Here is a 24,817-nt window from a genome sequence, read left to right as displayed (position 1 = left end):
GATCAGGCGTTGGCGGCGAGCGGAAGGGGCTCGGACGCCGTCTCGCTCGTGAACTCGCGGATCGTCCGCCCCATGAGGACGGAGACGATGCGGTCGGCGGCGTGGCCGTCGCCATAGGGGTTGGCGAGCCGGGACACGGCGCGATAAGCGCCCTCGTCGTCGAGCAACTGACCCACCTCCTGGGTGATCCGCGCCGCGTCGGTGCCGACCAGCCGGGCGGTGCCCGCCTGAAGGGCCTCGGGACGCTCCGTGACATCGCGCATGACCAGGACGGGCTTGCCGAGGGACGGAGCCTCCTCCTGAACCCCGCCGGAGTCGGTCAGGATGACGTGGGCGCGCTGCATCAGCCGGACAAAGCCGAGATAGCTCTGCGGCGGGATCAAGTGGATGTTGCGGCGACCCGCCAGCAGCTCGGTCACCGGTCCGCGCACGTTCGGATTCAGGTGAACCGGATACACGATGTCGATATCCGAACGCTCCGACAGGGCGATCAGGGCCGCACAGATGCCGCGCACTCCGTCACCGAAGTTCTCGCGGCGATGGCCGGTCACCAGCACCATCCGTCGGCCTGCACGGATCTCGGGGTGCTGACCGTCCAGGCGAGCGCGCAGCTGCGGCGAACGATCCAGCATGGCTGTGACCATCCGCAAGGCGTCGATGACCGTGTTGCCGGTCACGACCACCCGCCCGGACAGACGTTCGCGGGTCAGATTGTCCCTCGACAGCCGTGTAGGGGCGAACAGCAGGTCTGACGTCAGGTCGACGACCCGGCGATTCATCTCCTCGGGCCAGGGGCTGGTCAGGTCGTAGGTGCGCAGACCTGCCTCGACGTGGGCCACCGGTATTTTCCGCTGGAAGCCGGCGAGCGCGGCCGCCATCGCCGTCGCGGTGTCGCCATGGACCAGGATCCGATCCGGTTTCGCGCGCTCGAGCACCTCATCCAGTTCGCCGATGACGCGGCTGACGATACCGTTAAGCGACTGGTCGGCCGACATGATCGCCAGGTCGTAATCAGGAACGATGTCGAAGAGTTCGAGGACCGGAGCGATCATCTCGCGGTGCTGCCCGGTGATGCAGACTTGGCTGTCAATACCCGGCTCCCGGGAGAGCGCCTTGACGACCGGAGCCATCTTTATGGACTCAGGACGAGTTCCGAACACCGACAAGACACGCAAAAAACGACTCCGAACACTGATACAGGCGTCGTTAGCCCTCTCCTGCGTCGTTGGTTCCGACAAAATAAAGCTTCACTACAAGTATAGTGCGCATTATCGTTCGCTCTTGGATGCAAAACTAGCAAACTTTGACCGGCCTGTGTCCATATAGCGGCGTGATTTATCTATCCGCCACCCGAAACAGCGGGGCTGTCTTGGTCTTGCCTGCCTGAAGGCCAGCCATTGAGCCGCGGCTAACCCACGGGTGGTTTGGAAACGGAGCCAGACTGCGCTGCTCCGGCATCCGTCATCGCAGGCCCCCGGCGGCCGTGGTCGAAGCTGCCGATCTGCGGCATGGATGGGCACACCTTGAGAGTTCCGGTGTAACCTCGTGCAAACGTCGGAGCCTGTCCCGCCAGCGGACGTTGCCAACGGCCCGTAAGTGTCAGGAGCGGCGATGGCTTCGACGTGTTGCGTACCTTGAAGGCCGACCGCTTTTATCAAGACACGCGTGCGCCCGGTCATCTCTCTCCAGCCCGCGGCGGGTCCGCCGGAAAGCGGACCCGCTAAAGGTCTTTCGGGTGGTTGGCGGACAGTCCGAGCCCAGGGGAGGCCTGTTCAAGCTCTACCCAGGGCGAAGGGGTCCACCGGCGCCTTTTCAGTTTCGCCAGGACAGCACGGGAGTCGGGTGTTGGACTCTGCAGGCGCCGATGCCCCTGACATTGCGTGAAAATTACCGGGTTGCGGCGCCTTTGCGCGCGTCGCGCATTCAGGGGAAATGACGCCATCGATCGCATTCGTCGGAGCTGGACCGACAACACTTTACGCCTTGAACGCTCTGCTGACGCGCGGCGTGAAAAACGCAAGAATCACCGTGTTTGAGGCCAAGGCGCATGCCGGCTCAGGAAGCCCCTACACGCCCGGCTGGAATGACCCCGCCATGCTGTCAAACATCGCCAGCATCGAGATCCCACCCGTGGCGGAGACGCTGATCCAGTGGCTCATGTCGCAGACGAACTCCCAGCTTGAAGCCATGGGGGTCAACCCGGCGGACGTCGACGAACGGACCTTTGTCCCACGCGTCGTGCTGGGTCGCTATTTCGAAAGTCAGTTCGACGCTTTGGCCCAGCGGGTTCGTGCCTCCGGGAACACCCTCGACGTTCGGTTGGGCTGCCGCGTCGTCGATGCCGCGAACAAGTCCTTCGGGATGGAGCTGACGTGGGTTTCGCCCCCGCAGGGCGGGACGCGTACGCAGACATTTGATCACGTGGTTCTGGCCACGGGGCATCAGTGGCCGTCGCAACAGCAGGTCCGCCCGGGCTACTTCCTCAGTCCTTGGCCGGCAGCGACGCTCGCGACCGTTCCGGCTACCGAGATCGGCATCCGGGGATCTTCATTGACGGCGATCGACACGGCGGTCGCCCTGGCCGCAACCCACGGCCAGTTCATGCGAAGCGAGGACGGTCTGATCTACCAGGCGGGCGCCGACACCGAGGGTTTCCACATGACCATGATGTCGCGAAAGGGGCTCCTGCCGGAGGCCGACTTCTACTTCCCTCTGCCGCATGCACCGTTGGCGATCTGCACGCCCGAGGCCGTGGAAGAACTGCTAGGTCAGAGGCGAGACAGTTTGCTGGACGCGGTGTTCGATCTGTTCAGGTGCGAACTGACGAACCTGGATCCGGACTATGCGCGGGAAACCGGTCTGGCTGAGGCGACGCTCGAACAGTTCGGGGACGCCTATTTTGCGACGCGTGCGACGACCGACCCGTTCGCGTGGGCCGCCGCCAATCTGCAAGAGGCGCGAGCGAACCACGCCGCCAGGGTGACGGTGGCGTGGCGCGACGCGATCCTTCGCATGCACGAGGTGGTGGCCGTTATCGTCCCACACCTCGACCAATCGGAATTCGAACGCTTCAACCGCGTGTTCAAGCCCATCTTCGTCGATGTCTATGCCGGCGTGCCTCACGAATCCATTGAGCGGATCCTGGCGCTTCACAAGGCTGGGAAGCTGGATGTGATCGCGCTCGGCGACGAACACAGCGTCGACACCCGCTGCCCGGAGGGCGGGGTGCGTGTGATGGTCGGCGATCAATCAACTCACTACCCCGTCTTCATCGAGGCGACGGGTCAGCGCGCTCTGCCTGGCATCCAGTTCCCTTTCCTGTCGCTCCTGGAGCAGGGCATCGTTCGGGACGCGGTGGCCAGTGATCCAGACGCCGTCCGGGGGATCGCCGTTGATGACGTCTTCCGGCCCGTTGCCGAAGCCGTCCCCGCAGACAGGCTCTATTGCCTCAGCCTGCCCTTCCTCATGGGCCGGCATCCTTTCGTGCAGGGGATAACCAGCTCACACGAGATCGGCGAGATCGTCGGCCGACGACTGGCGCTGGTCCTGCGGACCCGCACTGTTGTACCCAAGGCCCTGAACGTGGCGGCCTGAGGCGAAAACGATGAAACTGTTCGCGATCTACATCGGCGGCGAGCATCCCGGCGCAAACATCGAGGTGCACGACATGCGGTTTGTCGCGGCGCCTGCGATCGAAGCGACCTATCCGGTGCTTCTGGCGCAGTGGTGGGGCCGTCCGGGGAGCCTCCACGTCGATTGCTGGTCGGAGATCACGCATGCGGATGGCTATGAGGTCGCACTCCGTCCCGAACCCTACGAGGGAGGCGAGAAGCTCTACTATGTGAACCTGGGCGGATACGACGGCCTAGCGTTCGCTGAGCAACACCGGAACGTCTTTGTCGTCGCCGACAGTGTCGCCGCCGCCAAGGCTCGCGCCCTCAAGCGGGCCGCGGACTGGCAGGATGGCCATCGGGACGAAATGTATGAGGCCGAGCAGGCCTTCGCCCTGGACGACGCAGCCCAGGCTCAGCGGCTGCACATCCATCTGACGCCCAGTCCTGTGACCGGCGATCCGGCCTTCACCTGCCGCTACACGCCGCTTCGGTGAGGCGACCCCGCACCTTGCCAGCCCGCTCAAAGGCTCGCCGCCAAAGACAATCAGCAGGCCGGACGAAGGATCGGGTCCTTCATCGCGGGTGAACTCAGGCCAGTCTTACAAGACAGCGAACCCGTTTTTCTGCGCACCGTGCGCCTGAGCGCCATTCCTGGAAGCAGGAAGACGGACTGCCCAACCCGGGTCCGCCTTCTCCGCGAGCTTAGGCCTCCGGCAACGCAGCCCGACAGATGCGCCCATGCAGACCCAGGAGGCGCTTGGCCAGTCGCAGAAGCGGAACCGCCGCGAATGACCGCGAAGTCCGCACTCTGCGGACCAGGTTCTGAGGACTATCAGACCGATAGTGACGAGATTTGGCCGGGCGTTCGTCCTCGTCCGGGTCACGGCGGGGTTCGACCCGCCGGCAGGCGCCGGGCGGCCGGGCCGAGCCGGTCCTCCCAGGCGCGGATCCAGCCTTCGTAGGCCGCCGCCACGAAGAGGGTGGAATACCGGCCCTGCCACAGGAGGGTCTCGTGGGTGAGGTGTTCCTCGGCCACGGTCCTGTCGATCACCCCCAGGGCGGCGAGCCGGCCGTCGAGCAGCCAGGATCGGAGGACCGGCAGATTGTCGAGGATCATCCGGCCATAGATGCTCGTCATGTCGCCCTTCGACCGGCGATCGAGGATCTGGCGGGGAAGCCGATCGCGGAACGCGATCCGCGCCAGACCCCGGTCCCGCCCGCCTGTTGTCAAAACGGAGGTGGGGAGGGCGAGGCAGGTCTCGATCACCGGCTGGGCGCAGAGGGGATGGCGGATGTCGATGGTCTTTGTGAGCATGGACGGGCCGTGACGCGACACGCTGTCGGCCACCCCGGCGATCTGGAGCGCCTTGCCCGGACCGAAGGCTTCGCAGTCTTCCAGCCAGGGATGGACCGTCGAAGGGCTGTCGATGGGGGTCAGGAGGGGATGGTCACGGACGGGCCAGACGGTCCCGCGGCGCAGGTGACGCCGGGCGGCGGCGACCATGGACCAGACAGAGGTCTCGTTGGCCGCCGCCAGTTCAAGCACGTCGGTGTGCAGCAGCGCTCTCCAGCCCCGCGCCTTCCACAGGTCGGCGAAGACGTCCGGGGTGGCCCGCTGAAGCAGGATCGAGTCTCCGCCCTTGCCGGTGAAGACGGCGGTCGCCCCGACGGCGCCGATCCTTGCGGCCCAGGCGAGATCGTGGGCGCGGTCGAGCGCGGCCAGGCCCGGGCGGAACCCCTGTGAGGACTCCTGCAAGCCTGCGGGGGTGAGCGGCCCTGTGGGATGCGGGATGAAGTCGGGTGCGAACCCGAGCGCATCGGCGAGCGCCTGAACATAGGTTCTCTCGTCGGCCTCGGGGGTCGGGCCGTGGGCATTGATCCAGAGGCGGACGCTCCCGGCTCCGCCACGCGCGAGACTGGCGGCGACGAGACTGGAATCGAGCCCGCCCGAGACCTCCGCGGCCAGAGGGCCGGGGAGGGAGGCCAGGCCGGTCACGGCCTCGTCGATGGCGTCACGCAGACTGCGCGCGGCCCGGTCGATCGTCGGCGGTCGTTCGAGACTGCGTCGGGCGAACGCCGTCGGCCGCCAGAGGATGTCCGCCGGCCGCGACGGGAGCAAGGGCTGGACCGTCCCGGGTTCGAGCGCGATCGGCCCGTCCAGCAGCAGGGGGCCGGTGGCCGGAACCGGGTCGCGCAGGGCCGAGGCCAGGCGCTCGACATTGATGCGCCAGGGCGGGCGCAGGCGCCGGATGAGCCAGTCCTCTGCGGCGGACGCGACCAGGGTCAGACCGTCCTGCGCCCAGGTGACGCATTCCAGCGCCCCGGACGGATCGCGCAACAGGCCCGAGATCTGACCGTCCGACGCAAAGGTGACGCCGACGTAGCGGCCCCAGAAGCGGGCCATCATCTTGCGCTCATAGGCCCAGGGATCGCCCGGCGCCGTGACGGGAAGAACCGGCGAGCGGCGGTCGAAGACGTCGCCGATCAGGGTCCAGGGCCCCACGACCAGGGGTCTCGGCGGTGTGGGGCCCCGGGCGCCGAGCCAGGTCCGGGCCTTGAGCGGCTCGATCCGCCAGCCGTGCGTTCGCGCCTCGTCCGCGAGGTCTTCGGCGCGTCGGCTTGCGGCCGCATCGCCGCGGGCAGGGTGAACGATGAGAAAGTCGCCCACGGGTCAGGCCGCCAGGATGGGGGTGAAGAACCGGACCCGCTCCAGCCTGTCGCCGATGACGAGGTCGCCGATCTGGATCCAGCAATGGGCGGCGAAAGGCCAGGTCCGGACGCCGAAGATCCAGTCGGAGGCGATCCCCCGGGCGGCGAGCAACCGCCGGAGCTCGAAGGATCGCTGCAGACACTCCCCTTGGAAGGGGACGAAGGGGCGGGCGCTGCGAACCGCGCAGACGAGGCGGTCGAGTTCCGTCTCGTCGAGGGGCGTGGAGGCGGGGCCCGGGGCGTCGACGGCGATCAGGGCCTCGAGCGACTGCCCGCGGAAGCCCAGTGTGGCGATGACCAGGGCGGTGACGGCCTGAAGCGTCCCGAGCCCTGAGACGGAACCGGTTCTCGGCAATTCCCGGGCGGGCGCCATGAGGCGCGGGCGGGGCGTCCGGTGAGGCGTGGGCGTCGCTATGCCGGCGGCGGCCAGGGCTTCGCGGACCTCGGGATCGGAGACCTCCAGGCCGCCGCCTTCGATCAGGCGGATGCTTCCCGCGCCGCCCATGAGGCAGTCGTAGGCGTCCGCCTTGAGATCGAGGACGATGATGTCCTCGTCGACTTCGGCCAGATGGACGCCCGGCGCGCACCACAGAGGCGGGGCCGCCGGGGCGGGGGTCAGGGGCGCGGCCGGTGTCATCGGCCTGTCGACGGCCGGCGGTCGCAGGGCCGGATGCCCCAGGCGTGCGCACGTGGCGCACGGCGACGGTGCGTCAGGCCGCACCGCGATCGGGAGGGAAGAAGGAGGGGACGGCGCATGGCGAGCTCCGGTCGGACGGCCTGCGATCCTGCAGGCGGGTGCGGGCGACCGCCTGGGCGGTCGCCCGCCTAGCCTTCAGCCGACGGGCGGCAGGAAGCTGTCGTTGACCTCGCGCTCGATATAGGCGCCGGTCAGCATGTCGCGCGTCAGCGCCCGGGCGCTGCCGAAACGGACGAGGCGGAGTTTGGCCGTAGTCATCACTCTCTCCTTGGTGGGTCGCCACGGGGTGTGGCGACCGGAGTGAGCGCCAGGACCGGCCGGCATCAAAGCTATATCTGGAGTATATTCCGCACCTCAGCGGCCCGGCTTCGGTCGCCTGGCCGTCAGCGCCTCCCGGCCCCTGGCCAGCCAGTCCTCGGCGGGATCAGCGCTGCGGACCCTTTCAGCGAGATCGTCGAACAGCCCGGCCACGGCGCCGACGAGGGAGCGGGTGTCGAGGTCGGCGATGCGGTCGCCGACCGACTGCTCGAGATTCTGCACCCCCACGATCAGGACCGTGGCCAGCATATTGTCGGCGACCGCCCGTGCGAACCCCGGCGAGCCGATCATCACGGCCATGAGGATTCCATAGGGATCGCTGGAGGTGGCCCGGGCGAAGCGGTGGATGTGATCCAGGTTCAGCCGGGTCGCCCCGGCCTCAAACCGTTGATAGGTGCGCACCGACATGTTCATCCCGTCGGCGACCTGGCGGGTCGACAGGCCGCGGGACGTCCGCACTGACTTCAAGGCCGCCGAGAGCAACTCGCCGTCACGCATCTGCTCCGCCGCTACGCCTGCCATCCACCGCGACCTTTCCGAGTCCGGTTGTGGTGCGACCGCGTCGCGCGATCAACATCTCAACCCCCGGATGCAGGTGGAAAACTCGAACTTGCGACAGAATCTGGTGCGTCTTGACGCGGTTCGTGTCGCCGCCGGCGACATTTTCCGGCGCGGCGCGGCCAAAATCCGCTCCAGCCTTTGGCGCGGAGGCTCACTTTCGCCAAAAGGTGGTTTTCAGGTGGGAGAGTAGAGTGACCCGCAGACGCGACCCCTTCGCCACGGCCCTGGAGAGCCTTCGGTCCCGCGCCGAGCAGGGCCTGTACACGCCCGGCCGTCCGGTGGTCATCCTCGATGAGGCGCGGCGGCTGAACATTTCCACGACCCCGGTGCGCGAAGCCCTGGTCTGGCTCTGCGGCTACGGGCTCATCGAACGCGCGCCGACCGGCGGCTTTCTCGCGCCGCGCCTGGACACAGCGACGGTGAAGGACCGGTTCGCGTTCCGGCTGCAGTGCGTCCTGAACAGTCTGAGCGGCGCAGGCCGGACGCAGGGGCGCGAGCAGGGGCTGAACGGGTCGGATCACCCGGACCGGGACCTGGCGGCCAACCTTCTCCGGGCGGTCAAGAGCACCGGCAGCGCCGCCCTGGTCGACGCCTACCAGCGGGTCTGTCGGCAGCTGGTGCAGCTGTCGTCGGCCGAGCGACGACTGTTCCGCGATCTCGATCGCGAAGAGGACGCCCTCGTCAGCCTGTTCGCGGACCCGGCCTCGGATCTGGTCGAGGCGCTCGTCGCCTATCACCAGCGCCGCATCGAAGCCGCACCCCTGCTGATCCTCGAAGCCGAGGCGGAGCGGGGCGCCATGCCTGGGGTGGACTGAGATGATCGGGCGGTTGACCGGACTGGCCTTCGGTCTCCTCGTCGGCCTTCAGGCGGCCACCCAGGCCTTTGCCTGGACCTATGCGTTCGACGCGGCGCTCGGGCCGGGCGCGTCCTGGGGAGGCGATCTCGTCGTCTACTGGCCCTGGTCGATCCTGCATTGGAAGACCGCTTTCGCGGACGAGGCCGGCGAGGCGCTGTCGCGGTCCGGACTGTGGGTTCTGCTGGGCGGGGCGGGCGGCCTCGGCCTGGGGGTGATGGCCGAAGGCGGGACGACGATCCGCCGTGTCAGGGGCTGGGGCGGTCCGGACGAGGCCCGCAAGGCCGGCCTGACGGCGAGGGCGGGTTGCATCCTGGGTGTCATGGGCCGGCGGATCCTGGCGACGACCGACCTGCGTCCGTCGCTCGTCACCGGCGGAACGCGGTCCGGCAAGGGACGCGGCCACGTCATGCCGACGCTCCTGTCCTGGCCCGCAAGCGTCCTCGTGCACGATCCGAAACGCGAGCTCTGGCGTCTCAGCGCGGGCTGGCGATGCCGGTTCAGTCATGCCCTCTATTTCGATCCGCGCGATCCGGCGTCGGCCTGCTGGAATCCGCTGGCCGAGATCCTGCCCGGGCCGGGTGAACTGGCCCACGTCCAGCGCCTGGTCGCCATCCTGTCGGACCCCGGGGGCGCCCGGGACGACGAGGCGATCTGGGACAAGGCGGCAACCGAGATCCTGGAGGCCGTGATCCTGCATGTGCTGTACACGGCCGAGGACGCCGACAAGACCCTGTTGACCGTGCGCGGCCTGCTGGCCGACCTCGACGACGCAGCGGACGTCATGGCCCGGGCCCTGCACCGCCCGGGCGCCGGGGGCCGGCCGGAGACCCACCCGTTCATCGCCACGGCGGTCAAGGGCTATGCGGCGATGCACGACCGCTTCCGCACCTCGGTCCAGGGGACGGCGCGGTCCTACCTCAAATGGCTGGCCGGCGAGGACGTCGAGCGCTGCCTGTCGCGGTCCGACTTCTCCATGGGCGACCTCATGTGCGCGCCCGTCCCCCTGTCCCTCTATGTCCAGGTGGCGCCGGCGGACGCGGCGGCCCTGCGTCCGCTCGTGCGGTTGTTCTTCTACGCCGCCGCCCAGTCGCTCACCGTGCGGGAGACCGAGGCGTCGGACGGCCGGACCAAACGGCACAAGCTGCTGATGCTGATGGACGAGTTTCCCCTGCTGGGGCGGGTCAGCTTCTTCGAGAAGTCCTTGCGGCTCCTGAGCGGCTACGGGGTCAAGGTGATGTTCGTCGCCCAGTCGCTGAACGATATCGTCGAGACCTATGGGGCCAACAACACCATCCTCGACAACTGCGCGGTCTACACCGCCTTCTCGGCCCTCGATCCCCTGACCCAAGACAAGGTGTCAAAGCTGACCGGCTCGATCCTGGAGACGCGGACGAGCCGCAGCAGCCCGGCCGGGCTGGCGGCCGGACGCAGTTCGGTCTCCCGCTCCCAGATCGAGCGCCCCCTGCTGGAACCGGGCGAGGTGCGGGCGCTTCCCGACGACGACCAGCTGATCTTCGCCGCCGGCGTCCGCCCCCTGAGGACACGGAAACTTCTCTACGACCGGCGCGAGCCCTTTCGCACCCGGGCGCGGGACAGGGCGCCCGACCAGGCCGCGAGGCTGGATGGGCCGCCGTCGTCACAGCATCCCTGGACCGGACGCCGCGGTCTCGGCGAGGACCCGAAAGCCGGCCTGCCCCTGTTCAAGGAGGTGGCGGCGGCGATGGACGACCGGAAGATGGCGGCGCGGGTGGCCGACATCTACGGGCGGGTGGCGCAGGAAATGGCCGCACAGGACGCGGCGCTCGATCATCTGAAAGGACTGGGCGATGGCCAGACGTGACGCAGGGACCTCCCGGGTCCAGGTCTATCTCAACGACCCCAAGGTGCTGGCGGGCCTGAACCGGGAGGCCAAGAGCGGCAGGATGCCGCTGAGCCAGGCGGCCGGCCGGGCGATCGCCCGGGGCCTGCAGAAGCGCCCGCAGGCTGATCCGGACGATCGGCTGCTGACCCTGGAACAGGCGCTGCGCGGGCATATGAAGTCTACGGCCCGGGACATGCAGATCGTTCAGGAGCTGCTGATCGAGGTGGCGCACGCCTTCTTCCTCCGGCTTCCGGACGCCCTGGTCGACCAGGACCCCACGGTCCAGGCGGCGGTCGACCGGCGGATCGAGCATCTCCTCGACGCCACCGCGGCGCGGATCGTGGCGGGCCGAAAGGACCGGCCTGGAGAGGTCGCACCCGAAGTCCGGTCGTTCGACCCGGCCGGCTGATGGCCGCCCATCCCATCATCGCCAGCCGCAAGCTGGAGGCCCTGCGCCACGCGCTCGGCGACACGGTGCTGGCCGCTCTGGTCGAGCCGGAGGTGGTCGAGATCCTCGCCAACCCCGACGGCCGTCTGGTCCTGGACCGGAGCGGCGAGGGGCGTCGGGATACGGGGGTTACCCTCTCTGCCGAGGCGCGGGAACGGGTGGTCCGGCTGATCGCCGACTATGTCGGGGAGACGGTGACCCGGGACGACCCGCGGCTCTCGGGCGTTCTTCCAGGCACGGGCGAACGGTTCCAGGGCCTGTTGCCCCCGGTGACTTCCGCGCCCGCCTTCTCGATCCGAAAGCGACCCGCCGTGATCTGGACCCTGGACGATTATGTGCTCGGCGCGATGATGACCGAAGGCCAGGCCGATGCGCTTCGAACCGCCGCCGTGGACCGGCTCAACATCCTGATTTCGGGCGGGACGGGTTCGGGCAAGACGACCCTGGCCAATGCGGTGCTGGCCGAGCCCGCCTTCGCCGGGGACCGGGTCTTCCTGGTGGAGGATACGCCCGAGTTGCAATGTTCGGCCTGGGATGTCGTCTCTGTCCTGACCCGGCGCCAGCCGGTGGCGATCGGCGTTGTGGACCTGGTTCGTGACGCTCTCCGGATGCGTCCGGACCGGATCGTGGTCGGGGAGATGAGGGACGGCGCCGCCGCGCTCGAGACGCTGAAGAGCTGGAACACCGGCCATCCCGGCGGGCTTTCGACGATCCATGCGAACTCGGCGGACGATGTGCTGCGCCGCGTCGAGGACCTGATCGCCGAGGTGTCGACGCGCACGCCGCGCCGCGCCATCGCCCAGGCCGTCGACCGGATCGTGCACATCCGGCGGACGGCGACGGGGCGGGCCGTGGAGGCCGTGCTCGGCATCGAGCCATCTGGCGACGACGCCTATGCGATCAGCGCGTTGGCGTAGGCCTGGGACCCCCCGTCAGGAATAATCTGGTGCATCATGGACAAACGAAACCGCTCGTCTGGTTCCCTATGATGCTGCGAATGTGAGCGGGGTTGAGGCTCGGGAGTGAGAACTGCTTAACAGGAGTGCGGACGCCCGATATTTTATGGAACATCAAGATCCAGGCGTGATATATTTCTATGTGTCAGCGTCTCGACGCCTGTTAGGAGCTGATATATAACTCTGCATCAGAATGGCGAAAATGATGCAGAACAAGATATCGAAAAAGTATGGACTTGAACCGCTTACGGACATCGTCCGGCAAGCGCGTGTCGCCAAAGGCTGGAGCCAACGGGACCTCAGCGCGCGCGCCAACCTGACCCAGGCCCAGATTTCTCGCATCGAGAACGGTGAAGCGGATCCCCAACTCTCGACCATGCTCCAGTTGGCGCGCTCGCTTGATCTCGATCTCCAACTCGTCCCCCGGTCGGCGCTCGTGGCGGTCGAGGCCGCCGTTCGTTCCGCCGAGGAACGTTCGGAGGAACGAACGCTCAGGACGCTTCTGACGACGCTCCGCCGCCTGGCGGAAGAGGCCCGGGCGATATTTCCGGAACGAGAGGACCTTGCCTCGATCGCAACCAGCCTTCGGGATCTGGAGCCGCTGGCGACCGCTTTGCGGGGACCCAACCTCCTCGCCGACCTGGAACGCCTCAGGGTCAACCTTCAGGGCATCCTGACCTATCCGCTCGCCGAGCGACCCCGCCACGCCCAGGCCTATCGCGACGCCGCCGTCTGGCTGAAAGCCCTCCGCAACAGCCTCCTGCATCGCCCGCACGCGGAACGTCCCGCCTACAGCCTGGATGACGAGGACTAGCGATGACCGCAGATGCGCTGGAAGTCTTCCTCAATGACCGCAGGGTCGGGGTGATCAACGCCCTGGGCGGTGATCAGTCGATCTTCTCTTTCGATGACGACTATGCGGAGGATCAAGATCGTCCGACCCTCAGCCTGTCGTTCAAGGGCGAACAGGGCGGCCTTCTTCGCGACCATCGTCCGACCCAGACGCGATTGATCCCCTTCTTTTCCAACCTGCTGCCCGAGGGCGTGCTGCGCGACTATCTGGCCAAGCGGGCCGGCATCAAACCGATGCGCGAATATCCCCTGCTCGAAGTGCTGGGGCCGGACCTTCCTGGAGCCGTCACGGTGCGGCCGTTCGGCGAGGCGCGAGCGGATGAGGGTGAAGATCCCGAACCGGCCGGCGACGGCGCGGCGCGCGACGGTCCCCTTCGCTTCTCACTGGCGGGCGTCCAGCTCAAGTTTTCAGCCCTGGAGAAGGCCCACGGCGGCCTGACCATCCCGGGCAGCGGACGAGGCGGGGACTGGATCATCAAACTGCCTTCCGCCCTCTATCGCGGCGTGGCCGCCAATGAATTCTCGATGATGAGGCTGGCAAGCGCGATGGGCATGGACATCCCGGATGTGGAGCTCGTCCCTCTCGATCAGATCGAAGGTCTGCCGGACGGCATCGGGAAGATCGAGGAAGAGGCCTTCGCGATCCGGCGGTTCGATCGTCGGCAGGACGGCGGCCTGATCCATGTCGAGGATTTCGCCCAGGTCTTCGGCGTCTATCCCGGGGAGAAGTACGACAAGGGGTCTTACCGCTACCTCGCCAAGGTGCTGTGGCTGGAGACCGGCGAAACCGGCGTGCGCGAACTCATCCGGCGGCTGGTCTTCAACACCCTGATCGGCAATGCCGACATGCATCTGAAGAACTGGTCGCTCATCTATCCGGACGGGCGAACGCCTCAGCTGTCGCCCGGCTACGACTTCCTGTCGACCACGGTCTACATCCCCGACGACAGCATGGCGCTGAAGTACGCCCGCACGAAACGAATGGCCGAGTTTACGATGGATGAGCTCGTCTACATGGCCGCCCGCGCCGGTATACCGGACTCCCTGGCGCGCGATGCCGCCACGGAGGCGGTGCAACGGTTTCGAGAGGTCTGGGGACGCGAGCGCGCGCACCTGCCGGTCTCGGACGCGGTGGAAGCCGAAGTCGAGCGCTTGCTGGCGCTCACGCCTTTGGCGCACGGCCGCTGATACGCCCGGGACAGCCCGGCTTCGACACGCCGCATCAGGCCTGAAGCGCGCCTCAACGCCAGCGAAAGGGATTCGAGGACCAGGCCCGCCTTCCGTCGACCTGACGACGGCGTCATAGGGTTGGCCCGTTTTCGGGACCGGTGTTGGCCCCGATACGAGAGCGCCAAACCGGCTTCCTCATCATGACCGCGCCGTCGGAGGGGCGCGCCGCTCGCGTGCGCCAGGTCGCCGCGACAGCCAGAAATGTGGCCGTCGCCCCGCTCCGAAAGTCAGGCGCCACCCTCCCGTCAAACCCCGCGGGCTTCCCACGGGGCGCAAACCCCTGCCCATCGGCGAATCCGACGGGAACGTCACAAGTCTCCCCGAGAGTTGCCGCAAGTCCCGGAGCAAGTCTCCACGGGTCGAGATTCGAGTTGAACGAGCTCAGGTTTGAGTTGTTATTGAGTTGTGAGAAATATTTGATCCACAGTGTTGACAGTATGTGGATATATTTGCTTGCAATGTGTTGAGGCGCGGTGAGATGCGCTGAAACAAAGGAAGCCTGACATGCGACGGTTACTGGGGCGCCGGCTCTTCGGCGCGATGACCACGTGCGGCCTGATGATGGCCGGGCCGGCCCTGGCCGGCGGATCGGGGATGCCGTGGGAGGGGCCGCTGCAGCAGGTGGTCGAATCCATCACGGGCCCGGTGGTCCAGGCCGCAGCCGTGGTGGCCGTGGTCGTCTTCGGCGCCGGCATCGCCATGAGCGAGAACGGCTCGTCCATGCGCCGGGGCCTCGGCATCATGTTCGGCCTCTCGATCGCCTTCGCCGCCTCGACCTTCTTCCTCGACTTCTTCGGCTTCGCCGGCGGGGCGGAGATCGGATGATGGCCGGGTCCACGCAGGACGGCCGGCCGGACGGCTGGGATCTTCCCGTCGCCCAGGCCCTGGCCGAACCCGTGCTGATGGCCGGGATGCCGAGGGATTACGCGATCGCCATGGGCACGATCGCCATGGTCCTGGGTCTGGCGTTGCGCATCTGGTGGCTGGGCCTGCTGTGGTGGGCGGCGGCCCACGCCATCGGCCTGTGGGCCGCCCAAGTCGATCGGCGGTTCTTCGATGTCCTGCGCCGCCACCTCGCCCTGCCGGGTCACCTGGACGCGTGAGGCCGGGATGCGCTTCCTCGACGAACATCGCAGACGACCGGCCGCCCTCGCCGATCACCTGCCCTGGGCGGCCCTGGTCGCCCCGGGGGTCATCCTGAACAAGGACGGCGCCTTCACCACCGGCTTCCGCTTCCGCGGCCCCGACCTCGAGTCCTCGACCGAGGACGAGCTGATGGCGGTCCGGGCCCGGCTGAACAATGCGCTGAAGCGGCTCGGCACCGGCTGGTGCCTGCACATGGAGGCGCGCCGACGCGGGGCCGCCCCCTATCCGGAGAGCGGCTTCGACCTCGATGTCGCCTGGCTTCTGGACGAGGAGCGCCGCAGCCGTTTCGAGGCGGGCGACCCGGCCTTCGAAACCAACTTCCGCCTGGCCCTCACCTGGCTGCCGCCGGCCGACGAGACCCGCCGGATCGAGCGCTGGCTGTTCGACGGCCTGGCCCGCAACGGCGCCGACTGGAGCCAGGCCCTGGCCCTCTTCGTCCGCGAGGCCGCGACCACCCTCGATCTCCTCTCGGACGCCCTGCCCGAGATCGCGGCGCTGGACGACGCGGACCTGGTGACCTGGCTGCACGACTGCGTCTCGCCGCGCGCCTTTGCGGTCTCTGTCCCGGACCCGCCGATGTTCCTGGACGCCTGGCTGGCGGACGCCGACCTGTCCGGCGGCATCGCCCCCCGCCTTGGGGGACGCTGGCTCAAGGTGGTCTCCGTGCGGGGCCTGCCGTCGGTGACGCGGCCCGGGCTCCTCGACGCCCTGGGCGCCCTGCCGTTCCCCTATCGCTGGACCGCGCGCTGGATCGGCCTCGACAAGCCGGAGGCCGAGCGCGAGATCGTCAAGCTGAGGAAGCGCTGGTTCGCCAAGCGCAAGGGCGTCGGCGTCCTGCTGCGCGAAGCCATTACCCGCGAGGAGGTCCCGCTCCTCGACACCGACGCCGCGTCCAAGACCGAGGAATGCGACGGGGCCCTGGCGGCCCTCGGCGCCGAGACCTGCGCCTTCGGCTATCTCACCCTGACGGTGAGCGTCCTGGACGACACCGAGGCCGGGGCCGCGGCCAGGGCCCGCGCCATCGAGGCGGCGCTCAACACCCAGGGCCTCGTCGCGCGGATCGAGGATCTCAATGCGGTCGAGGCCTGGCTCGGGTCCCTTCCGGGCGAGCCCTATGCCGACGTTCGTCGCCCGCTCGTCTCGACCCTGAACCTGGCCGATCTGTTGCCGGTCTCGGCGGTCTGGGCCGGTCCGGCGATGGATCTCAACCTCGACGGACCGCCGCTGGCCACGGCCCGGACCACGGGCTCGACGCCGTTCCGGCTGGTGCTCCACGTCGGCGACGTCGGCCACGCCATGGTCGTGGGACCGACGGGCTCGGGCAAGAGCGCCCTCCTGTCCTTCCTGGCCCTGCAATGGTTCCGCTATCCCGACGCCCGCGTCGTCTTCTTCGACAAGGGCCGTTCAGCCCGCGCCGCCACCCTGGCGGCGGGCGGACGGTGGCGCGCCCTGGAGCCGGGGGCGAAGGTCTCGCTCCAGCCCCTGGCCCGGATCGACGAGGAGGCCGAGCGGGCCTGGGCGGCGGAATGGATCGCCGAGAGCGTCCGGCTGGCGGGCCTGGAGCCCGTGCCTCGGATCCGGGAGGAGATCTGGGCGGCCCTGGTCGCGCTCGCCGATGCGCCCGTCAGCCAGCGCACCCTCACGGTCTTCTGCGCCCTTGTGCAGGATCGCGCCGTGGCGGCGGCCCTTGAGCCCCTGACCCTGAAGGGGCCGCACGGCGCCCTGCTGGACGGGGAGGGGGAGACGCCCGAGCCCGGACGGTTCGACACCTTCGAACTGGAGAGCCTGATGGCGACGCCCTCCGCCGTGGCGCCGGTGCTCTCGGCCCTGTTCCATCACCTCGAGCGCAGCTTCGACGGGCGGCCGACCCTGCTGGTCCTCGACGAGGCCTGGCTCTTCCTCGGCGAGACCGCCTTCGCCGCGAAGATCCGCGAATGGCTCAAGACCCTGCGCAAGAAGCGTGTCGCGGTGATCTTCGCCACCCAGAGCCTGGACGACGTCGCGGCCTCGCCGATCGCCTCCACCCTGATCGAGAGCTGTCCGACCCAGGTCTTCCTGCCGAACCCGCGGGCGCTCGAGCCGTCTTCGGCGCGGCTCTACGAGGGGTTCGGGCTGAACCGCCGCCAGCTCGAACTGATCGCCTTCGCCACGCCGAAGCGCGCCTACTACTGGAGACAGCCCCGGGGGCGCCGGCTCTTCGACCTCCGGCTGACCGGGGTCGCCCTGGCGCTGTGCGGCTCCGGCGCGCCGGAGGACCAGGCCCTCATCGACGACATCCTCGCGCGCTCGGGAGAGACCGGGTTCGCGCGCCAGTTCCTCACAGCCAAGGGAGTCCGCCATGTCGACGCCGTCCTCGACGCCTTCGCCCCGCCGCGCGCGGCCGAATAGACCGTTCCGCGTCCTCGCCGCCGGGCTTGTCGCCGCCGGCCTCGTCGGCGCCGCGCCGGCGCCGGCCCAGCATGTGGTGTTCGATCCCCGCAACCACATCGAGAACGCGCTGCAGGCGGCCCGTCAGCTGGAGAGCCTGGCCAACGAGGCCCGGACCCTGGCCGCATCGCCCTACAGCCACCTGACCCAGAACAGCCAGAGCCTTCGCGACATGGTCGAGCTGGCCCGCACCGCCCGGGGACTCGCGACCTCGATCGAAGGCCTGGAACGGCAGTTCGCCGACCTCTATCCGGACGACCTGTCCGGCGCGGACCTGGCGCGGCTCGTGGAACAGGGCGAGGCGCGCACCGCCGCCGCCCGGCGAACGGCCGAGGATGTGGCCCGCACCGCCGCCGAACTCGAACGGCTCGGTCAGGGACGCCCCGGCCGGCTCACGGGCGCCCTGTCCGCGAGCGAGGCCGCCGTGGGACAGACGGCGGCGATCCAGTCGTCGAACCAGATGCTGGCCGTCCTGGCCGAGGACCTGGCCGCGCTCCGCACCGTCATGCTCGCCCAGTCCCGGCTGCTGGCCGAGACCACGGCGCGGGAGGCGGCCGACCGGGCCGCCGGCGACGAGGCCCGTCGCCGGCGCTGGTCGGCGCCCGGGACGACGCCGGCCGCGCCCGTCTTCGACCCCCTGTCGCACGCCCGGGACTGAGGAGGGGGTCGATGACCGTCGGAGTGGAAACCCCCAACGAGCTGATGGTGGTGTTCTCCAACACCATCTCGGCCGGGTTCGACGCCCTGCAGGGCTCGGTCAACGGCGTCTTCGGACTGCTGATCGCCCTGGTCGTCGCCCTGACCGGCATCCAGTGGGCGATGTCGCCCAACCGGGAGGTTCTGGCCTCGGGGTTCGGCAAGGTGTTGCTGATCGGCGCCTTCGCCTGGCTGATCAACGACTGGCAGTCCCTGTCGGAGACGATCTACGCCGGCTTCATCGAACTCGGACTGACGGCGGGCGGCGGCTCGCTGAGCCGGGCCGACTTCCTCAACCCCGGCGCCATCCTGGCCCAGGGCTGGCGGATCGTGAAGGCTCTCGGCGAGACGCCGGCGCCGGTGAACAACCCGCTCGATGTCGTCGGCAACATGACCGACGCCCTGATCCTGGGCCTGGCCATGATCGGCATCATGCTGGCGTTCGCTGTGCTCGCCCTTCAGATCGTCGTGACCCTGCTGGAGTTCAAGATCGTCACCCTGGGCGGCTTCGTCCTCCTGCCCTTCGGCATCTGGAACAAGTCCGCCTTCCTGGCCGAACGACCCCTCGGCTACGTCGTCTCCTCGGGCCTCAAGGTCCTGGCCCTGGCCATTGTGGTCTCGGGCGCGCGGACGATCTTCGACCAGCTCCAGCCCTCGTCCAACCCGGACATCTATGAGGCGCTAAGCATCCTGGTGGCCGCCATCCTCCTGGCCATGCTGGCCCTGTTCATCCCCAACCTGGCCTCGGCCCTGGTGACGGGAGGCCCGGCGCTCGGGGCGGGCGCGGCCCTGGCCGGGACCCTGGCGGTCACAGGCGCGGGCGCCCTGGCGGCCGGTGCGGTCGCGGGCGCCGGCGCCGCCGTGTCCGGGGCGGCCGCCCGGTTGGCGGGACCGGCCAGGGCCGCGGCGGGGGCGGGATCCGGCCGTCCGCCCACGTCGCCTTCGGGACCCTGGTCGCCGGGTTCCGGCCCTTCCGGCTCCGGCCCGGCCGGGTCCGCGTCGCCGCGCCCGTCGAACGACAATCCCGCGCCCTTGGGCCGGTCGGGTTCCGGGGGGCAGGGGTCCGGGGTCGCCGAGCCGGCGCCCGCCTGGACGGCGGAGACGGCGACGGCCGAGGCCGGTCCGTCTTCGGGCCATACCGGAGGCGACGGCGCGCCGGCCGCGGGTCCCGGCGACGCCGCGGCCGGCCGGTCCCCGGGGACGATCGGACGCGAGGCCGAGGCGGCGCGCCGCGCCTTCCATTGCGCCGCGGCCGGCGGGCCGTCGACGGCGCCGCGACCGGCAGGGCGAGCGGCCGCCCTCCAGGCCTTCTTCGTCGCCAACGCCGGCCGCGGTCTGCTCCCCGCCGGCGAGGCCAGCGGCGTCCTGTCTCCCAACCTCCGGACAGAGGACCAGTGACCATGCATCCCTTCTTCCGCCCTCGACGCGTCCAGCCGTCCGCCCCGGATGCGACCCCCTACCAGCGCGCGGGCCAGGTCTGGGACGACCGCATGGGCCTGTCGCTCGCCCATGCCCGCAACTGGCGCCGGATCGCGGTGGCCAACCTCGTCCTCGCCGGCTTCCTCGGCGCGGGCTGGTGGGTCCAGGCCGACCGGGCCGTGGTCAAGCCCTTCGTGGTGGAGGTCTCCGACCGGGGCGAGACCCAGAGGATCACGGCCATCGGCGGCCGCTACGAACCGACCGAGGCCCAGATCGGCCATGCGCTGTCGGGGTGGATCCGCGACGTCCGGTCCAAGTCGATCGATCCGATCGTGATCCGCCAGAACTGGCTGCGGGCCTATGACCTGATGACGCCCCGGGCGGCCGGCTTCCTCAACGCCTGGGCCCAGACCCATGACCCTTTCGCCGACGTCGGACGCGAGGCCGTCAACGTCGAGATCCTCAACGTCGTGCCCCGCACCGGGCGCACCTACGACCTGCAATGGCGCGAGACCCGGTTCGTCAACGGCCAGCAGGCCGGGGTCGAACGCTGGCGCGCCCTGATCACGACCGGCCGTCAGGCGCCCCGGACCGAGGCCGAACTGATGAAGAATCCCCTTGGCATCAAAATCGAGGACATCTCATGGACCCCCGACGCCTCCTGATCCTCGCCGTCGCCGGCCTCGGCCTGAGCGGCTGCGCCCTGTTACGCGACCCGGCCCCGGCCCTCGGTCCCGCATCCGTCGTCCCGGCGGCCCCCCTGGCCCCGGCGGAGACGCCCGGGACGTCGCAGACCGGGGCTGCCGCCGCGACAGAGATCGCGGTCGCAGCGTCGCGGGTCGGGGAGGGGTCTGAAGCGGGGCCCGCCAACGGCGGACCCGTCCCCTATGAGACGGTCGCCGCCGCCTCGGTTCCGGCCAGGCGCGCGGAGACCGCGACGCCGGGCGTCTCGGGCCGGCGGGCCATCGCGGCCGCCAACCTGGAGGCCCGGGCGGCCTCGCGGTCGGACGCCTTTGTCGGCGGGGTCCAGGTCTTCGGCTGGTCGCCGGGCCGGGTTTACGAGGTCTGGACCGCACCGCTGCGCGTCACCACCCTCACGCTCGGCGTCGGCGAGACCCTGGTCTCCAAGGCGGCGGGGGACACCGTGCGCTGGCAGATCGGCGAGACCACCTCGGGCGAGGGGGCCGGCCGGCGCGCCCATGTCCTGCTCAAGCCGCTGCAACGCGGCCTGGAGACCAACCTGGTCCTCACCACCAACCGGCGCGTCTACCTGCTGGATCTGCGCAGCGGTGCGGCCGACGGCTTCAATGCGGCGATCGCCTGGGACGTGGGAGCGATGGATGAACCGGCGCCGGCCCTGGTCGAAGGTCCGGCGGACCTGCGTGTGCCCGATCCCGTCGCCACGCCGGAGGGCCCGCTCGACGCCCGCTACCGGATCGAGCCCCAGGGGCGGCGGGCGCGATGGACTCCGGTCTCCGTTTTCAACGACGGCCTGCGCACCTTCATCGCCTTCGACCCCGATCTGCAGATCGACGAGGCGCCGGCCCTGTTCGTGATCGCCCCGGACGGGGAGGCGCAGATGGTCAACTACCGCCAGGCCGGGGGGCTCTTCATCGTCGACCGGGTGTTCGACCGCGCCGAGCTGAGGCTGGGCGACCGACGGCCCCAGGTCGTGCGTATTCGCCGCCTTCAGGGAGCCGCGCGATGACCCGTCCTCCTGACCCCGGTCTTGAGACCGAAGACGCCGTGACCGCCCGGCCGGCCGCCAAGACGCCGCCGCCCGGCCTGTCGATGCGGGCGCCGCGGCCGCCCGCGACCCGGCTGCGCAAGTCCGTCGTCCAGGCGATCGTCATCGGCGGGGCCGTACTGGTCTCCGGCTCCCTGGCCTGGGCCTTCGTGATCCAGCCGGAACTGCGCGACAACGCCCGGGCGCGGGCGGCCGAGAGCCGGGAAGACGAGGCGCGCGGCGTGGTGCGGCCCGCCGAGGCCGTCACCGATCAGCCGGCGACCTATGACCGTCTGCCCGAGCCGCGCCATGCCGCCGAACCGGACCCGGAGACGGAGGCGGTGGCGCCTCACCGGGCCGAGCCCGTCCGCGCCTATGGCGGCGATTATGCGCCGCGATCCGAGCCGCGCGAGCGTGGGCCGGGCCCGCTGGAACTGGCGGCGCGTTCGGGTCTGTTCTTCGAGACGGCCCAGGGCGCGGCGCCGACCGGGGACGGGGGTCCGGCCGGCGGGTCCGCCCGCGCCGCCGGCGCCGACGTCGCCGACATCGGCGCCACCTACAATGGCCATGTCCTGACCGCGCCCCTCTCGCCCTACGAACTGAAGGCGGGGGCCATCATTCCGGCGGTGCTGCTGACCGGGGTGGATACCGCCCGGGCCGGGCCGGTGGTGGCGACGGTGTCCCAGAACGTCTTCGATTCCGTCAGCGGTCGCCACCTGGTGCTGCCGCAGGGGACGCGCCTGATCGGACGCCATGAGGGCGAGAGCGCCTATGGCGATCGTCGCGCCTTCCTCGCCTGGGACCGGCTCATCCTGCCCAACGGCAAGAGCCTGGTCCTGACCGGGGAGCCCGGCGTCGACGCCCAGGGCGCCGTGGGCGTCTTGGGAGCGGTCGACCGGCGGCTTCTGCCGCTCCTGGTCGGGACCCTGTTCGCGGGCGCCGTCACGACCCTGGGACAGATCGCCCGGGACGGCGACGGTCGGGGTTCGGGCGGCCTGCTGGGCGACGCCGGCGATGCGGCGGCCATCGAAGGCGCGCAGGTCGGCGGTCGGCTCATCGACCGGGAGCTGCAGGTCCGGCCCTCGATCCGCCTGCAGCCCGGCGCCCGGGTGCGGGTGATGATCACCCGGGACCTGATCCTGGAGCCCTACCGGCCATGACCTCGCCCCTGGACAATGGAAACCGCTGGCCGGCGCTCGGGGTCGTGGTCTTCGTGCTCGGCTGCGCCGCCGCCGTGGCCGACAGGACGCCGGCCCTGGCCCTCGTCAATGAGAGCCCGAGCCTGCCCCGGGGCCTCTATCTGCGTGAGATCGGCGCCGCGCCAGAGCGGGGCGCCACCGTCGCCCTGCCGCAACCGCCGGCGGCCCGCGCCTACCTCGGGGCGCTCGGCATGCCGCCGCAGGTGCTGCTGATCAAACGGGTGGCCGCGATCGAAGGCGATCTCGTCTGCCGCGAGCGGGCTGCGGTCACGGCCGCCGGCCGGACCGCCCCCGTGGTCGAGCGGGATCGCCGGGGCGGGACCCTGCCCCAATGGCGGGGGTGCCGCCGGTTGGGTCGCGGCGAGCTGTTCGTCCTGGGAGACACGCCGGGCAGTTTCGACAGCCGGTATTTCGGACCCGTTGAGGTCGAGGATCTCGACGGGGTGTTTCGGGAGATCCTGACATGGTGAGACTGGCCTTGATCGCGGCGATGTCGCTCTGGCCGACGACGGTGCAGGCCCAGTCGGTCGACTGGCGTCAGGCTGGGGGCGACCTGTTCGGACCGCCCGCGAGTCTTGAGCCTGTGGAGGTCGCCGGTGCGGGCGACCCGGAGCCGAGACTGGAGCCGCTGTCCCAGCCCTTCATGGCGGCCATAGACCGCGCGGCCCGCAGGCACGGTCTGGACCCAAAGCTGCTCCACGCCCTCGTGGTTGTGGAATCCGCTTATCACGTTCACGCCGTTTCCCCCGTCGGGGCCGGCGGGCTGACCCAGCTGATGCCGGGCACGGCGGCCGAACTCGGGGTGACCGACCGGTTCGACGTCGACCAGAACCTCTCGGGCGGCGCCGACTATCTGGCCCGGCAGCTGATCCGGTTCGGGGACGTCCGGTTGGCTCTCGCCGCCTACAACGCGGGCCCCGGTCGCGTAGCGAGGCTCGGCCGCATCCCCCGGATTGCCGAAACCGAGGCCTACGTCGCGACCGTGGTGGACTGCTACCTCGCCCTGAGCGCCGGCCGGGGCGTGCGGCGCTCAAGCCAGTGCCGGCCGACCGGAGACGCGCCATGACCGGGTTGTCCGAGACAACGGCTGCGCCGTCTTCGAATGAGATCCTGCTGACGCGCGCGGAGGCAGCGGCGCATCTGGAGCGGTTCGGCATCCGGCTCAAGCCCGCGACCCTGGCCCGGCTCTGGTCGACCGGGGGCGGTGGGCCGCCCTGCCGGCACATCCGCGCCAAGCCCTTCTATCCGCGCGACCTGCTCGAAGCCTGGGCCGCGTCCCAGATCTCGGACGTCCGGACGGCGGCGCCGGCGGCGGCCCAGGCGCGGCGCCGTGTCTGAGGCTCTGGACAGATCCGCATGGCCGACGGCCGAGGCGATCCTGGCCGATCCGGCCGCGAGCGTCGCGCTCAAGGCCGTGTTGCGCGACTGGGCGACCCGCGATGTCGTCGATGCGGCCAATGACGCTGCGGTCCTGCAGGCGGTCTGTCAGGGCGCGGTGCTGGCCGCCCTGGGCGTTGCGCGATGACGGACAGCGCCGCGATCGAGCCGGGCGGGACGGAAGATCGGCTCCTGGGCTGGCGGCGGGTGAAGGACATCACCGGTCTCAGCCGGACGACCGCCTGGCGGCTGCAGCGCACGGGCAGCTTTCCGGCGCCCGTGCGAATCTCGGTCAACAGGGTGGCGTGGCGCGAAAGCGAGCTCATGGCCTGGGCGGCGGCGCGGACGCGGGAGGCCCCGTTGTCCGTGGCCGCGCGCGCGCTGAACCCGGCACGGGCGCCAAAGCTGCCTGGCTTTAACCGGTCCCGGCCTGCGGTGCGTCCTGTGCAGCGGTCGGTCGAACCCCCGGACATCGGGCCGGCGCAGCCCTGTCTCGATCTGTCGACGGCGGAGCCGTCGCCCCAAAAACCCGGACGGCGGCGCAGGTCTCCCGCCTCGCCCGATCAGATCGATTTCGGCTTTTGAGCGAACGGGCGAGCAACGGCCTTTGGGCGAGCATTCAGGCCCGGGACCACATGGGCGTTCGGCCCGCATTTCAGTCGCCGCCTTCCGCCGTGCTGGAACGGCTTACGAACGTTCAGGCGTCGTAGGCGGTCGAGATGCA

Annotated in this window: 27 protein-coding genes; 22 read left to right on the top strand and 5 right to left on the bottom strand. The window is 69.7% G+C overall.

Annotated elements, in window-relative coordinates:
* Positions 1 to 2 precede the first annotated feature (2 nt).
* Positions 3 to 1,166, bottom strand: coding sequence for a non-hydrolyzing UDP-N-acetylglucosamine 2-epimerase (gene wecB / locus RMO01_RS16500; RefSeq protein WP_309630188.1), 1,164 nt, complete (start codon positions 1,164 to 1,166; stop codon positions 3 to 5).
* Between the two features lie 766 nt (positions 1,167 to 1,932).
* Between wecB and RMO01_RS16495 the strand changes: the two genes are divergently transcribed.
* Both RMO01_RS16495 and RMO01_RS16490 read left to right on the top strand, forming a co-directional pair.
* Positions 1,933 to 3,594 carry an FAD/NAD(P)-binding protein gene (locus RMO01_RS16495; RefSeq protein WP_309630155.1) on the top strand — a complete coding sequence of 554 codons (1,662 nt, stop codon included), beginning with the start codon at positions 1,933 to 1,935 and terminating at the stop codon, positions 3,592 to 3,594.
* A 10-nt stretch (positions 3,595 to 3,604) separates the two neighbouring features.
* On the top strand, positions 3,605 to 4,108 hold the full coding sequence (locus RMO01_RS16490; protein ID WP_309630154.1) for a DUF1543 domain-containing protein: 504 nt from the start codon (positions 3,605 to 3,607) through the stop codon (positions 4,106 to 4,108).
* Between the two features lie 386 nt (positions 4,109 to 4,494).
* Here RMO01_RS16490 and RMO01_RS16485 read toward each other — a convergent pair whose 3' ends face one another.
* From RMO01_RS16485 to RMO01_RS16470, 4 genes are all read right to left on the bottom strand, one after another.
* The gene (locus tag RMO01_RS16485; protein ID WP_309630153.1) at positions 4,495 to 6,282 is read right to left on the bottom strand and encodes an asparagine synthase C-terminal domain-containing protein; all 1,788 of its coding nucleotides are present in this window, start codon (positions 6,280 to 6,282) and stop codon (positions 4,495 to 4,497) included.
* Between the two features lie 3 nt (positions 6,283 to 6,285).
* Positions 6,286 to 6,960 (bottom strand): lasso peptide biosynthesis B2 protein, encoded by a 675-nt coding sequence (locus RMO01_RS16480; protein ID WP_309630152.1) that lies wholly within the window; start codon positions 6,958 to 6,960, stop codon positions 6,286 to 6,288.
* Positions 6,961 to 7,155: 195 nt separating this feature from the next.
* Positions 7,156 to 7,278 carry a hypothetical protein gene (locus RMO01_RS16475; RefSeq protein ID WP_309630151.1) on the bottom strand — a complete coding sequence of 41 codons (123 nt, stop codon included), beginning with the start codon at positions 7,276 to 7,278 and terminating at the stop codon, positions 7,156 to 7,158.
* Positions 7,279 to 7,374: 96 nt separating this feature from the next.
* Positions 7,375 to 7,836 (bottom strand): helix-turn-helix transcriptional regulator, encoded by a 462-nt coding sequence (locus RMO01_RS16470; RefSeq protein WP_309630150.1) that lies wholly within the window; start codon positions 7,834 to 7,836, stop codon positions 7,375 to 7,377.
* On the opposite strand from RMO01_RS16470, the gene RMO01_RS16465 reads away from it, so the two are divergent.
* From RMO01_RS16465 to RMO01_RS16370, 20 genes are all read left to right on the top strand, one after another.
* Entirely contained in the window at positions 7,745 to 8,089 is a 345-nt protein-coding gene (locus tag RMO01_RS16465; RefSeq protein WP_309630189.1) for a hypothetical protein, read from the top strand. The two genes, RMO01_RS16470 and RMO01_RS16465, sit on opposite strands and share 92 nt — an antisense overlap.
* Position 8,090: 1 nt before the next feature.
* Entirely contained in the window at positions 8,091 to 8,714 is a 624-nt protein-coding gene (locus RMO01_RS16460) for a hypothetical protein (RefSeq protein WP_309630149.1), read from the top strand.
* Between the two features lie 13 nt (positions 8,715 to 8,727).
* A complete protein-coding gene (locus RMO01_RS16455) occupies positions 8,728 to 10,596 on the top strand; it encodes a type IV secretory system conjugative DNA transfer family protein (RefSeq protein ID WP_309630148.1) in 1,869 nt (622 codons plus the stop codon).
* Complete coding sequence (locus RMO01_RS16450) at positions 10,583 to 11,026, top strand: hypothetical protein (RefSeq protein ID WP_309630147.1); 444 nt, start codon at positions 10,583 to 10,585, stop codon at positions 11,024 to 11,026. Before RMO01_RS16455 ends, RMO01_RS16450 begins: the two co-directional genes overlap by 14 nt.
* A complete protein-coding gene (gene trbB, locus RMO01_RS16445) occupies positions 11,026 to 11,982 on the top strand; it encodes a P-type conjugative transfer ATPase TrbB (protein ID WP_309630146.1) in 957 nt (318 codons plus the stop codon). The genes RMO01_RS16450 and trbB overlap by 1 nt, the downstream gene beginning before the upstream one ends.
* A 244-nt stretch (positions 11,983 to 12,226) precedes the next feature.
* A complete protein-coding gene (locus RMO01_RS16440; RefSeq protein WP_309630145.1) occupies positions 12,227 to 12,835 on the top strand; it encodes a helix-turn-helix transcriptional regulator in 609 nt (202 codons plus the stop codon).
* Between the two features lie 2 nt (positions 12,836 to 12,837).
* Positions 12,838 to 14,061, top strand: coding sequence for a HipA domain-containing protein (locus RMO01_RS16435; RefSeq protein ID WP_309630144.1), 1,224 nt, complete (start codon positions 12,838 to 12,840; stop codon positions 14,059 to 14,061).
* Between the two features lie 546 nt (positions 14,062 to 14,607).
* A complete protein-coding gene (locus tag RMO01_RS16430; RefSeq protein ID WP_309630143.1) occupies positions 14,608 to 14,928 on the top strand; it encodes a TrbC/VirB2 family protein in 321 nt (106 codons plus the stop codon).
* Positions 14,928 to 15,206, top strand: a complete 279-nt coding sequence (locus RMO01_RS16425; protein WP_309630142.1) for a VirB3 family type IV secretion system protein — start codon at positions 14,928 to 14,930, stop codon at positions 15,204 to 15,206. Before RMO01_RS16430 ends, RMO01_RS16425 begins: the two co-directional genes overlap by 1 nt.
* Before the next feature lie 7 nt (positions 15,207 to 15,213).
* Positions 15,214 to 17,637 (top strand): conjugal transfer protein TrbE, encoded by a 2,424-nt coding sequence (trbE, locus tag RMO01_RS16420; RefSeq protein WP_409013096.1) that lies wholly within the window; start codon positions 15,214 to 15,216, stop codon positions 17,635 to 17,637.
* Positions 17,588 to 18,334, top strand: a complete 747-nt coding sequence (locus RMO01_RS16415; protein ID WP_309630140.1) for a conjugal transfer protein TrbJ — start codon at positions 17,588 to 17,590, stop codon at positions 18,332 to 18,334. The genes trbE and RMO01_RS16415 overlap by 50 nt, the downstream gene beginning before the upstream one ends.
* 11 nt (positions 18,335 to 18,345) lie before the next feature.
* Positions 18,346 to 19,770 (top strand): P-type conjugative transfer protein TrbL, encoded by a 1,425-nt coding sequence (gene trbL / locus RMO01_RS16410; RefSeq protein WP_309630139.1) that lies wholly within the window; start codon positions 18,346 to 18,348, stop codon positions 19,768 to 19,770.
* A gap of 2 nt (positions 19,771 to 19,772) precedes the next feature.
* Positions 19,773 to 20,456, top strand: a complete 684-nt coding sequence (trbF, locus tag RMO01_RS16405) for a conjugal transfer protein TrbF (protein WP_309630187.1) — start codon at positions 19,773 to 19,775, stop codon at positions 20,454 to 20,456.
* The gene (locus RMO01_RS16400) at positions 20,435 to 21,499 is read left to right on the top strand and encodes a TrbG/VirB9 family P-type conjugative transfer protein (RefSeq protein ID WP_309630138.1); all 1,065 of its coding nucleotides are present in this window, start codon (positions 20,435 to 20,437) and stop codon (positions 21,497 to 21,499) included. The genes trbF and RMO01_RS16400 overlap by 22 nt, the downstream gene beginning before the upstream one ends.
* Positions 21,496 to 22,677, top strand: coding sequence for a TrbI/VirB10 family protein (locus RMO01_RS16395; protein WP_309630137.1), 1,182 nt, complete (start codon positions 21,496 to 21,498; stop codon positions 22,675 to 22,677). The genes RMO01_RS16400 and RMO01_RS16395 overlap by 4 nt, the downstream gene beginning before the upstream one ends.
* A complete protein-coding gene (locus tag RMO01_RS16390; protein WP_309630136.1) occupies positions 22,674 to 23,186 on the top strand; it encodes a S26 family signal peptidase in 513 nt (170 codons plus the stop codon). Before RMO01_RS16395 ends, RMO01_RS16390 begins: the two co-directional genes overlap by 4 nt.
* Complete coding sequence (locus RMO01_RS16385) at positions 23,180 to 23,782, top strand: lytic transglycosylase domain-containing protein (protein WP_309630135.1); 603 nt, start codon at positions 23,180 to 23,182, stop codon at positions 23,780 to 23,782. The genes RMO01_RS16390 and RMO01_RS16385 overlap by 7 nt, the downstream gene beginning before the upstream one ends.
* Positions 23,779 to 24,054, top strand: coding sequence for a hypothetical protein (locus RMO01_RS16380; protein ID WP_309630134.1), 276 nt, complete (start codon positions 23,779 to 23,781; stop codon positions 24,052 to 24,054). The genes RMO01_RS16385 and RMO01_RS16380 overlap by 4 nt, the downstream gene beginning before the upstream one ends.
* Positions 24,047 to 24,241, top strand: coding sequence for a hypothetical protein (locus tag RMO01_RS16375; RefSeq protein WP_309630133.1), 195 nt, complete (start codon positions 24,047 to 24,049; stop codon positions 24,239 to 24,241). Before RMO01_RS16380 ends, RMO01_RS16375 begins: the two co-directional genes overlap by 8 nt.
* Positions 24,238 to 24,678 carry an AlpA family phage regulatory protein gene (locus RMO01_RS16370; RefSeq protein WP_309630132.1) on the top strand — a complete coding sequence of 147 codons (441 nt, stop codon included), beginning with the start codon at positions 24,238 to 24,240 and terminating at the stop codon, positions 24,676 to 24,678. The genes RMO01_RS16375 and RMO01_RS16370 overlap by 4 nt, the downstream gene beginning before the upstream one ends.
* Positions 24,679 to 24,817 lie beyond the last annotated feature (139 nt).

Origin of the sequence: Brevundimonas sp. (assembly GCF_031412435.1) — a bacterium.
GTDB lineage: Bacteria > Pseudomonadota > Alphaproteobacteria > Caulobacterales > Caulobacteraceae > Brevundimonas.
The sequence above is the reverse complement of the archived record's forward strand: the minus strand, read 5'-3'. Positions and strand labels throughout refer to the sequence as shown.